Raw genomic sequence first — 11,148 nt, 5'->3', positions numbered from 1 at the left:
GTAAGGATTTTATCAAAGGCTTGTAACTTAACTCCCGAGTTTGTTCCCCGTTTTGAGATTTGAGATTTGAAATTTGAGATTTATTCCCAGTATATTTCCAAATAGAAGTGGTATTATTCCCCTTTAAAGCATAAATTGTACCATCACCCCAAGTGCAGAGTCCACCACCCTTCACATACTTCTTATCCGGCATCTTGGGAATTGTCTCTAAGCCTGCCCACTTGGTCGCTGGGTCAAATGACCAGAACTCTTTGGTATTATTCCCCTTGAAGGCATAAATCCTATTGCCCTTTAAGGTCATTGCCGCACCTTCGCCAACCTTCTTCTTCTTATTCCACAGCGGATGAGTAAAAGGCATTCCGGAATCTTTTTCCCAGGTATTAGCCGAGATATCATACTTGTAGAACTCATTATACTTACCTCTTAAAGCATAGAGGGTATTATTGTCATAGGCAATTAGACAAGAACCATCTCCATAACCCTTATCTCCCGGAGCAGATGGTAAATCTTGAATCCAAGTGTTATCAGCGCAGTCAAAAGCATAAAACTCATTGGTCTTTGAACCCTTTAAGAGATAGACCTTGCCATTGGCATAAGCCATACCAGTACCACCTTTGAGAGTCTTGTTGTTAGGACCTAAGGGGATTGGTGGTAAGGATTCCCAAGCGTTATTTTCGGTATCATAGCGCCAGAATTGTAAAGTACCAGTCCCCGGAGCGAAGTAGAGATATCTCGTCCCATCATAGACCATTCCTGTTCCTTTCTTCACACCCTTCTTGCCATTAATCTTAACCGAATCCAGTGAGGTTGGAGCATCATCCGGAATAAAGGCGTAAAAGTCTTTGGTATTATTGCCTTTGACGATATAGATCTTATCACCACCAAAGACAATTAAGCCACCAGACTTTATCGCTTTATTAGAAGGCGCTTTCGGCACATCGGTAACCTTCTGCCAACCAGTTGGTGGCGGTCCACCAGTTTGCACCGTAACCAAACCCTCTTGTTTATCATTCGCATTGTTCATATCCCCATTAAGTTCCACGGTACACTTCACTGCCAGAGTCCCTACCGGTCCCGCAGTCCAATTAGCAAAGGTCACTTGTGTCTCTCCCCCCGGACCAAGAGTTATCTCTTGCACATCTTCATACTTCGTCCCTTGAATCCAAAAACGAACATTAAAGGTCTTTTCGGTATTGCCATTATTCTTCACCGTCGCCTTGGGTTGAATAATATCGCCGAGATTCACTGTTCCGGTCGGGGCATCAATAGAAACACACTGGGCATCAAGACTTTGGACAAAAACTGAACCAGTCTGTTTATCATTGGTAGTATTCATATCACCATTAAGTTCCGTCGTGCATTTTACCACCCAAGAGCCCAAATTGTTAGCGGTCCAATCCGGGAAGGTATATTCTAACTCTTGGTTTGGGTCAAGAGAATGGCTCACCGTATAATTATACCCAGAACCATCTTCAATTATTAACCGAGCAGTAATATTCTGGGTTGTATTGCCGTTATTTTTGATTGTCGCCTTCGGCTGAATCGTTACCCCCTGATTGAGTGTTCCGGTCGGCGCATCAATAGAAACACACTGGGCATCAAGACTTTGGACAAAAACCGAACCAGTTGCTTTATCATTTCCCGGTTGGATGTCACCAGAAAGTTCGGTTGAGCAGGAGACAGCAAGAGTTCCCAATTCCGAAGCATACCAATTCGGGAAGGTAACATAGCGTCGGGTGCCCGGAGCATGGTTAGTAACAGTGGCAGTCTGACTATATAATGTTCCAATTTTCATCCGAACGGTATAACTGACAGTCATTAACCCGTAGTTGTAAACCGAGCAGGCAGGAACGATAACAGTTCCCTGGTTAATAGTTCCAGTTGGTGCTAAAATACGGATGCAACCAACATCTCTATTTTCATAATATTTAATTGTCGCATAGTCATAAGAAGTGCCGGGAGCAAGACTATAACCCGCCACATAGACATTACCAGAATTATCAACCGCCAGAGCAAAAGCCTGATCCGTATTATTTCCCGGACCATTATATCTGGCTACCCATAACTGATTACCATTGGCATCATACTTAATTGTCGCATAGTCTTCGGAAATGCCAGAACCAACACTAGAACCCGTCACATAGACATTACCAGAATTATCAACCGCCAGGGCAAAGCCCTCATCATAATTATTTTCCGGACCATTATATCTCGCTACCCATAACTGAGTGCCACTGGCGTTATATTTAATTGTCGCATAATCAGAAGAAGTGCCAGAACCCGTACTCCGACCTGTCACATAGACATTACCCAAATTGTCAATCGCCAAAGCATAAGCAATATCCAAACTATTTCCCGGACCATTATATCTCGCTACCCATAACTGATTACCATTAGCATCATACTTAATTGTCGCATAGTCAGAAGAAGTGCCAGAACCCGTACTCCGACCTGTCACATAGACATTACCCAAATTGTCAATCGCCAAAGCATTAGCCCCATCACCACTATTCCCTGGACCATTATATCTCGCTACCCATAACTGAGTGCCACTGGCGTTATATTTAATTGTCGCATAATCAGAAGAAGTGCCAGAACCCGTACTCAAACCCGTCACATAGACATTACCTGAATTGTCAACCACAATGGCATTAGCAACATCCGAACTATTTCCCGGACCATTATATCTCGCTACCCATAACTGATTACCATTAGCATCATACTTAATTGTTGCATAGTCATAAGAAGTACCCGAACCCGGACTCTCACCTGTCACATAGACATTACCCAAATTGTCAATCGCCAAAGCAGTAGCAGCATCCGAACTATTTCCCGGACCATTATATCTTCTCACCCAAGCGGTGTCAACCTGAGAAAAGAGAAGCGTTGGAATAAGAAAAAGTGGAATTAAAAATAAGAAATTAAGATTTCTCTTTAACATATCTCCCCCTCTTTATAGAAGCAAATTTCTCAAAAGCCAAGAAGACCGCTTTTTATTAGAAATAATCTTTATCCATCAGGCTTTGAATCATCATAGCCGTAGACTCGGGCATATTGAGCAAAGGTCAGATTGGGGACGGCAAAAAGGATAAGGGCTAAACCCAATAAGGGGAATTTAAAGGACTTCATCTTTCCCTCCATTCCATTCTCCGGCACCAAGAGAAATTTTACTTCCCATTAGGTTGGTGCCACCCCGGGTTAGATGATTAAAGTGATAATTTTATTCGTTTGAGTCCAGTACCATCGGTTTGTCTCTTGCTGACGGCAAAGAGATGGATATTGGATTCAAATAAATAATTCTTATCGCTCTAATCATATCCTCTTAACTTTCCTCTGCCTAAACCCGGAAGGCAGGGAAAGTACTAATCTGGACCTGGGCTTAACCTAACCCAGTCCCCATAGACCCTAATTATACGCAAAAAACATTTTTGTCAATATCCCGGTTTTCCAATCCCCTTCCTATTTTATCATTTCGCTCAGAAGAAGGCGGGAGGAGATTCCTCCCGCCTCTCCTTTTATCCCTAAGGCTATTTCACAAGAATTAACTTCCTCTCTTCTTTGTAGTCCTTAGACTCAAACCGTAAGAGATAGATTCCAGCCGGTAGTTTCTTAATTAAAAAGAAACCTCTATCCGTCTTCTCCGAATAGACAATATCACCCAGCATATTGTAAATTTTTAAAGCCACCTTCTCCTTCTTCGGTAGATTGTAGTAGATAGTCGCCAAACCTCTCGCCGGATTAGAAATCCTTACCCGATGAGAAGCCTTATCCGCTTTGCCCATGGAAGAAGGTTCTTTTGGGAAAAAGGAAAATAAACTTTCTTCCTGTGATGGATAATAGGCAAAAATCTCATTCGTATTATTACCAACCGTTAGATACACCGCTAAATCCCAAGGCGAATAGGTTAAAGAACCACCACCTTTTATCCCTTTTTCCGATGGTATATCCGGGAGTTGTGTCCAATGACCAGTATCATCTTCTGCCGAAGAGATCTCCAATTGCCAGAACTCTTTCGTATTCTTCCCTTTGGTTGCCAAAAACCAAGGCGAAGGTTCCACACCTTTACCTTCTCCCGGTGGTTCCGGTTGGGGATTAAACATCCTAATTGATGCCCCTTCACCAACCTTCTTCTTCCGCGCACTCCTTCCCACTAATGGTAGGCTTGCCAGTTTCAAAAATCCCGGTGGTTCGGGTTGAGGATTAAACATAAAGATATTATTCTCTCTACCACCAGCCTGCATCAGAATAAGTTTATTAGGAAGATTACCATTTTTAACCCCGTCAAAAAATCCATCCATTGAACTACCAATCTTCCAATTACCACCAGGTAAGGTCTCAGGTATACACTTCTCCCATTGCCCAGTTTGAAGATTGAACCTCTTCCACTCATTCTTATAACCACTACCGGCATAGATATAAGTGCAATCATTAACCGTCACCGCCGCCATAAATCCACCCTTCACCCCTTTCATAAAGCCAGGTTCCGGTAATTCCTGCCAGCCTTTGCCATTAGGAGTAAACTTATAAAACTCATTTGTGCCACCACCTTTTAAGAGATAAATCTCACCTTCTACTCCCTTTCCATCCATTCCCGGAATCGCTATCATACAGGCTCCCTTCTTCACCTTCTTATTCCGCACCCCTAAGGGAACACTCTCCTCTTTTGACCAAACACCATCTTCTAAGTTGTATCGGCCAAAGTCCCGGGTATTATTGCCAACCAAGAGATAAAGGTTATTTCCCAAAGCCACTAACCCACCACCACTTTTAACCGCTTTAGCTGAGATGCTGGGAGCAGGAACTGGTCCAAAAGGATTAGGAGTACTGAGAGTGCAGAGTTTACGAACCGGTACCCGGATGGTATCCATAAAGAAAAAGGTCATCGGAAGTGGAGCGGAATCGGAGAGACAATATTTTATGGAATCAGCAGTAAAGTAATAGGTTGGACCGCTATCCAAAGCGGTACAGACCCGATTGAGACCGCTGAGGGGTGTGCGCAAAAGGTGCATATCTTCTCTCCAACTGAAGGCGTCGTTATCAGAAAAACCAGCAATCGCAATATAACTACCGGAAATGAGTGCTGGGTATGCTGCTTCTATGTGGGGAGTGCCATTAGCAAAACTGGGATGCCGTCTCATCCAAACAGGAGCCGCAGACTTATCTAAAGCCAGATATTGAAAGTCGGTTCCACCAGCCGGTGCCGGGGTATGACCTGTCCAACCGGCAATTAAAAAGTTATAGGGATGAGTAAGGGAAGGGCTTTTGAGGACTAAACAGCGGTCATCTCCAACCTTTTCGTCAATAAAGGGCTCACCGTAACCTTTTTGAGTCATTCTTGAGCCATCATAAGCCCACAACTTCCAGAGGAAGATATCCGCATCATGAAATTGATTGAAACTATTCGTCCAGCCAGCAACGGCGATTGTATCATTAGTAACAACCACCGAATGTGCCTCTTCATCATAAGCCCCAGGCATTACCCTTGGCCAAACTATATTGCCTAAGGTATCAAGAGTCAGCACAAAGGCATCATAACGGGCATCACTATAGACCTGTGTCCGACCAACAATCGCATAACGCATTCTCGGGTTATTGGGATAAAATGGTAGTTCGGTAATACTGAATGCCTGGTCAGCTCCTAAGTGGTTGTAAAACCAATAGACCCTTGACCATTTGAGATTACCCAAAGAATCTAACTTCATCACAATGATGTTCGGTTTAGGGTTAGGTCCAAAAGAATTTGTCCAGCCACAGACCGCATAGCCGCCATCCCGAGTTTGAACGATAGAATTGGCAAAATCATCTGCCTGGGCTAAATAAACCTTTCCCCAGAGGAACTGTCCGTTAAGTGAAACCTTCGCTACCATAATGTCCATCCCGGTTTCTCGGCCTGCAAGGCTTATATAACCAGCGAGCACAAACCCATCTCTCGCCTTCGCGATGGAGTGGAATTCACCGGTATCATTTGCGATAAGACCCCAGAGGAAATTACCATTTACCTGGTTGACGCCGATAACCAAGGGATTACGCCGATCACTATAACTCTGGGTCCAGCCGGCAAGGACATATTCCCGAATCCTTGTCCCCGGGATAGCGCCTTCAGATAGAGCATATGCCCTCTCCTCTCTTTCACCGCCGTAGACTCGGGCATATTGAGCAAGGCTCAGATTGGGAAAGGTAAAAAGTATAAAGGCTAAACCAAATAATAGGGATGTAAAGGACTTCATCTTTCCCTCCATTCCATTCTCCGGCACCAAGAGAAGTTTTACTTCCCATCAGGTCGGTGCCACCCCGGGTTAGATGATTAAAGTGATAACTTTATTCGTTTGAGTCCAGTACCATCAGTTTGTCTCTTGCTGACGGCAAAGAGATGGATATTAGATTCAAATGAATGATTTTTATCGCTCTAATCATAACCACCTACTTTCCTCTGCCTAAACCCGGAAGGCAAAGGAAAGTACTAATCTGGACCTGGGCTTAACCTAACCCAGTCCCCCATAGACAATAATTATACACCAAAAACAACCTTTGTCAATCTTTTTCTAACCATTCCAAAATCTTTCTCTTCTTATTCAGTCGGCATAAAAGAATAGAAAAAAATCCCGCAAGATTATTCCCCTTCCGGCAAAACGCCACTTCCCGAATTAAAAGACTGAAAAGAAAAAGGAAAAAAGAAAAGAAAAACTCATTCTCTATCAGTTTCTCTATCCGAAAATGATTAAAGAGGAATTCACTCCACCTACCCATAAACCTTCTCCTTAACCGGAATTAGTAAGGAAATGAAAAACAAAAAGGAGGAAGGCGACAAAGCCAAGCCCGCTTACGACAATCCAAAAGAAGTCATCTAATATGGCGTCTAAAAAAATTCCGAGGAAGTCTTTCATTTTACACCTCCAACTCTTTCATACATACAATTAATAGCAATCTATATGCCAAAGGAAATGAAATTTAAGTATTTGAAAATCAATATCTTATTTTTATTATCTTCTATTTTGAGACAGAATATGTCACAGAGATACTAATTGGCAAAGAATATCTTTATGATAATCAATAACTTATATTTGTGACAATGGGTGTCTCAGTTATAGTTGACTTTTCCTTTTTATCAACTCAACGAATGCCTCCACCCGATTATAAAAACTTTCCTCTTGGGTAAATTCGTCTAAAGAAATTTGGAGAATTGGAATTTGGTAAATTTGTCCAATCCGGTCTAAGACTGGGCTAACAGTAGTATGCGGCATACAAGAAAATGGATGAAGGTGGATGATGCCATCATAGCCATCCCTTATCGCCTTCAAAGTATAGCCCACCGTATTCTTATCCTCACCACCCACATTACAGCGCCAAAAGGTATCAGCCATTCCCCAGACTCTTTTTTCTTCCCCCTTCCCAATTCTTATTGAATGGAAACCGAGCCAGCGGTAAGCGGTCAAGAACGGATCAACCCAAAATCCCATCTCACCTAATCTTTCCAATAAATTAAAATTGACAAACGGCTCAATCAAACAGAAAGACTCACCCACAATCTTCACCCGCAATACTTTACCCTCCTTTTGGGGTAAAGAAAGGATTTTTCTTTCTCCCTCTTTCCCTACCTGGCGCATCTCTTTAATTCTCTTTTTTTGGTCCAAAAGTTTAAGATAATAATTTAGAACTCGGGATACCTCCCCCTTTTTCCCTTCCTTCGGTCTAATTCGGAAAGAAAGCCTCTCCAATTTCTCCAATATCCGACCCTTATAATAACCTCGGAAAATCGCCTTAGAAAATCTCTTTGCCACTGCGGTATAATTTTTATGGAGGCCTTTTAAGATTGATAAGATCTCTAAGATTTTATCCCGCCGCAGGATAAGATGCCGGAAGTTAAATCCTAAGTCTTTAAGGATAAGATTAGCCAGATGGGGATAATAGCCAAAACGGCAGGACCACCAGCCCGTGGTATGAACTATCGTATCTGCTCCCATCTCCAAACCCCTAATTAAGTTACCGAGAGTTAACTTAAATGGAATACACATCTGCTCTGGGGCATATTGGGCACCAAGCGCCAAGGTCTCCCGATTATAAGGAGGAGGGATAATCGGCTCAATCCCCAAGTCAAAAAAGATTTGCCGCAGCGGAATATAGATATTACCCATATAAGGGAAGGTAACCTTCATCTTTTCTTTCTCTTGATTATCTCCAAAAAGGATTCGATCCTTGTCTCAATTCCGGTCTCTTGGGTATGCTCGTCTACCATAAGATTGAGAACTGGAATCTCCGCGGAGCGGATAATCTTCCGGATGATTATCTCATTAGTGACCGCGGAAGTACCGCAACCAAAACTGGAAAAGAGGATTACGCCAGAACTTTTCCTCTCTTTTGCCGCCCAAGCCGCTCTTAAAAGGTGTTGTTCGTAAAACCAGGCGATATCTGAGGTTTCTAAAAAATTAGTTCTTTCTAATTCCAAAGAAAATGGGGTTAAAACTGAGACCCCGTTTTCTTCGATCTTTTTTATTAAATCAAAATTTAAACCAGAATCAAATAGCAGATAGGGATGGGCGATAAGCATCACCCAAAGAGACTCCGGTCTCTTTTTTAAGTTTAGTCCCGGTATTTTAATCTCCCCCAAAATTTGCTTCTCTTTCTCTTTTTCATCAATCACCAATTCAAAAACCTTTATCTCAGGGAATGTTGCCCGGATTAAATCGGGCAAGCCAAGCGTCTTCGGACAACCGTAATAGGGCTTGCCGTTTATCAATCTTCGTACCACTCGGGGGACAAAAAGGGCATCTACTTTATCTTTCAATTCGGCGCAGTGGCCGATATATACCTTCACCGGTAAACATATTTCTGGTGGTGCCAATTTTAATCCTTTCTCTTTTATCTCTTTGTTTGTCTCCGGAGAGAGGATTAGAGTAAAACCTTTTCCTCTTAAATACTTCTCATAAATTGGATAATGGTAATAATACTGGAGCGCTCGGGGAATACCCAACCTCATAATAAAATCTAATAAGTTAAACCCTCTTTTTCAGGGATTCGGTTAAAACTTCTTTAATCTTTTCTAAGGAAGAAAAATTGATTAAAGCCACCTCCAATTGCAGGGCCGGTGGCTTGAATCTTATCCCCGGTGCAGTAGAGATTATCTCAATCCTCTTCACTTGGGGAAATTCTTTTAAGAAATTGGAAGTGATTAAATCATAAAGATTCTGCCAGCCTAAGGGATTAATTTTGATTGTGGAACCCCAAAGGATAATGCCTAAATTTTTTAATAGTTTGGGCATAGCGTCCCGATGATAATTGGTCGCGATCACGATATTCTCTTTTTCCGCAATAAAAAAGCCTTTTTTCTTATCCTGGTCAACCAAAAAGCAAATGTCTTCCTTGCCAAAAACCGTCCGAAAGTTCTCCACTAAAGACATCTTGTTGACAATTAAATTGGTGCAGAAAGGTCCAACAAACTCTTCCTTCTCCCAATATTTTTTTGCCTTTTTGTCCGCGTAGAGTTCGTTAAGCCCATAAGAGACAAATACCTGAGCTACACTATCCAAGGGGATAAACTTCGGTAAAGTGGCTAAAAGGAGTCCGGTGCCGATTTTGGGAAAGAGGAGATCTTCGGAGATAAACAGAAATTTTTCGGTCACAAGCCTCAATGACATAATTTCACTTCAAAAGATTCGGATTGAGAGTTATCGCCCTCTCTAACGCCCTAACCGCCTTATCCTTCTCCCCCCGGTCCCGGTAGACGATGCCTAAATTATACCAAGCATAGGCATTGTTGGCATCAAGATCTATAACCTTCCTGAAATTTGTTTCCGCCTTCTGGAGATCACCCTTCTCGTAGTAAACGCAGGCCAGTGTATAAAAAAGGGAAGGGTTATGGCCATTAATCTTTGTTGCCTTTTCCAAATAGTTAATAGAATTTTTATAATCCCCCTCGGCTAAGCAGAGAAGACCAAGATTGTAAAGGGCGGAGAAGGTTTTGGGAGAAAGGGCAAGGGCGGAGTTAAATGCTAAACGCGCCTTTTCTTTCTCTCCCATCTTCATATAAACCGCACCCAAATTGGCGTGGATTTCCGGATCGTCCGGTTTTATCATCAGAGCGGCTTGATAGGCACTCAAAGCCCTTTTGAAATCTTCCCGATAGGTATAGATGGTTCCCAAAAGCGAATAAGTGACTGCTCTCTGGCTATCGCCTTCTTCCAAAAAGCACATCGCCTCCTGGGCAAAATCCTCAGCCTTGAGGTAGTCTTTTTCCAAAAAAAATAAACTTGCCAACTCCTGAGCAAAAAGACCATCCCCAATCTCTTTCTTTTCTAAATTCTCATAGAGAAAGAGGAGATTCTTTAACTTCTTTCTTAGACTCTTTTCCTTATGGTGATAGACGAAATAAAGAAGGAAGCGGTGGAAATCAATAGTCCTTCCCCTCGGAATTGGGGTGAAGGAGAGAGGTGCTGGGGAGGAGGTCTCCCAATAAATTGGTTTCTGGTCAATTACGATCACAATATTCATCCCCGCCTCACTCACTTGAAAATGGCAATCAAAACCAAAACTTAAAAGGATATAACCCTCAATCAGGGAAAGAAAGAAGTTATTTAACTCCCTCTTCTTTGCTGCCGAAGAGTAAATCTCAAGACTCTCCTTTAAGGCAAGGGAAGTTTCTCTTATCTTCGGCCGATAGCGGAGAAATTTCTCATGTAAAGAAGAGAGGAAACGGAAACGACGTTCAAATTCTTCAGAAATCTTTCCCTTGGGAGCGGCTTGGAGAACGGGTTCTTTTTCCTCTCCCAACAATCTCCGGCAGCAGCAAAAAAATTTCCCCAATTCAATAATTTCTTCCTCCTCATCCGCTGCCAAAACAGAAAGGAGAAAGGCGAAAGGGACATGAGGACCGAATCTTTTCAGAAGATTAATCTTCTCTTTAAAGGTTAAACCGGGATGGCGCAAGATTTCGCCCGGAGAAAAATCGGGAATTGATAATATCTCCTTAAACAATTCCTCCTCTTCGGTTGGCAGAATTCCCTTTGCCCGGTTTTGGAGAAGTTTGCGCTCTCTTTCCGAAAGGAGAATAAATTGTTTCTCTTCGTGAAGAAGGAGTGCTTCCGCCCACTGCCGGTTAAATTCTAAGAACCAATCAATTCTTCCTTCCTGCACCTTTTATTCTATTCTATATTT

At 42.5% G+C, this 11,148-nt stretch carries 8 protein-coding genes; all 8 read right to left on the bottom strand.

Annotation, left to right across the window (positions count from 1 at the left end; genetic code table 11):
• Positions 1 to 2,941 (bottom strand): SBBP repeat-containing protein (locus ABIL00_05765; GenBank protein ID MEO0110260.1); only part of this gene is annotated, 2,941 nt, incomplete at its 3' end.
• Between the two features lie 586 nt (positions 2,942 to 3,527).
• Positions 3,528 to 6,227 carry a T9SS type A sorting domain-containing protein gene (locus tag ABIL00_05760; protein ID MEO0110259.1) on the bottom strand — a complete coding sequence of 900 codons (2,700 nt, stop codon included), beginning with the start codon at positions 6,225 to 6,227 and terminating at the stop codon, positions 3,528 to 3,530.
• 304 nt (positions 6,228 to 6,531) lie between these two features.
• Complete coding sequence (locus tag ABIL00_05755) at positions 6,532 to 6,747, bottom strand: hypothetical protein (GenBank protein MEO0110258.1); 216 nt, start codon at positions 6,745 to 6,747, stop codon at positions 6,532 to 6,534.
• Positions 6,748 to 6,758: 11 nt separating this feature from the next.
• Positions 6,759 to 6,884, bottom strand: coding sequence for a hypothetical protein (locus tag ABIL00_05750; GenBank protein ID MEO0110257.1), 126 nt, complete (start codon positions 6,882 to 6,884; stop codon positions 6,759 to 6,761).
• A 198-nt stretch (positions 6,885 to 7,082) separates the two neighbouring features.
• Complete coding sequence (locus tag ABIL00_05745) at positions 7,083 to 8,153, bottom strand: 2-hydroxyacyl-CoA dehydratase (GenBank protein MEO0110256.1); 1,071 nt, start codon at positions 8,151 to 8,153, stop codon at positions 7,083 to 7,085.
• On the bottom strand, positions 8,150 to 8,974 hold the full coding sequence (locus ABIL00_05740; protein ID MEO0110255.1) for an acyl-CoA dehydratase activase-related protein: 825 nt from the start codon (positions 8,972 to 8,974) through the stop codon (positions 8,150 to 8,152). Before ABIL00_05740 ends, ABIL00_05745 begins: the two co-directional genes overlap by 4 nt.
• 16 nt (positions 8,975 to 8,990) lie before the next feature.
• Positions 8,991 to 9,632, bottom strand: a complete 642-nt coding sequence (locus tag ABIL00_05735; GenBank protein ID MEO0110254.1) for a hypothetical protein — start codon at positions 9,630 to 9,632, stop codon at positions 8,991 to 8,993.
• Positions 9,633 to 9,636: 4 nt separating this feature from the next.
• Complete coding sequence (locus ABIL00_05730; GenBank protein MEO0110253.1) at positions 9,637 to 11,127, bottom strand: tetratricopeptide repeat protein; 1,491 nt, start codon at positions 11,125 to 11,127, stop codon at positions 9,637 to 9,639.
• Positions 11,128 to 11,148: the final 21 nt, after the last annotated feature.

This window comes from candidate division WOR-3 bacterium (assembly GCA_039801905.1).
Classification (GTDB): Bacteria; Hydrothermota; Tepidihabitantia; order Tepidihabitantales; family JBDRVQ01; genus JBDRVQ01.
This window is presented reverse-complemented; position numbering and strand designations above follow the sequence as displayed.

Coding starts and splice junctions, on each gene's coding strand:
- ABIL00_05760 (MEO0110259.1), bottom strand. CDS start 6,227: ATGAAGTCCTTTACATCCCTATTATTTGGTTTAGCCTTTATACTTTTT.
- ABIL00_05755 (MEO0110258.1), bottom strand. CDS start 6,747: ATGGGTAGGTGGAGTGAATTCCTCTTTAATCATTTTCGGATAGAGAAA.
- ABIL00_05750 (MEO0110257.1), bottom strand. CDS start 6,884: ATGAAAGACTTCCTCGGAATTTTTTTAGACGCCATATTAGATGACTTC.
- ABIL00_05745 (MEO0110256.1), bottom strand. CDS start 8,153: ATGAAGGTTACCTTCCCTTATATGGGTAATATCTATATTCCGCTGCGG.
- ABIL00_05740 (MEO0110255.1), bottom strand. CDS start 8,974: ATGAGGTTGGGTATTCCCCGAGCGCTCCAGTATTATTACCATTATCCA.
- ABIL00_05735 (MEO0110254.1), bottom strand. CDS start 9,632: ATGTCATTGAGGCTTGTGACCGAAAAATTTCTGTTTATCTCCGAAGAT.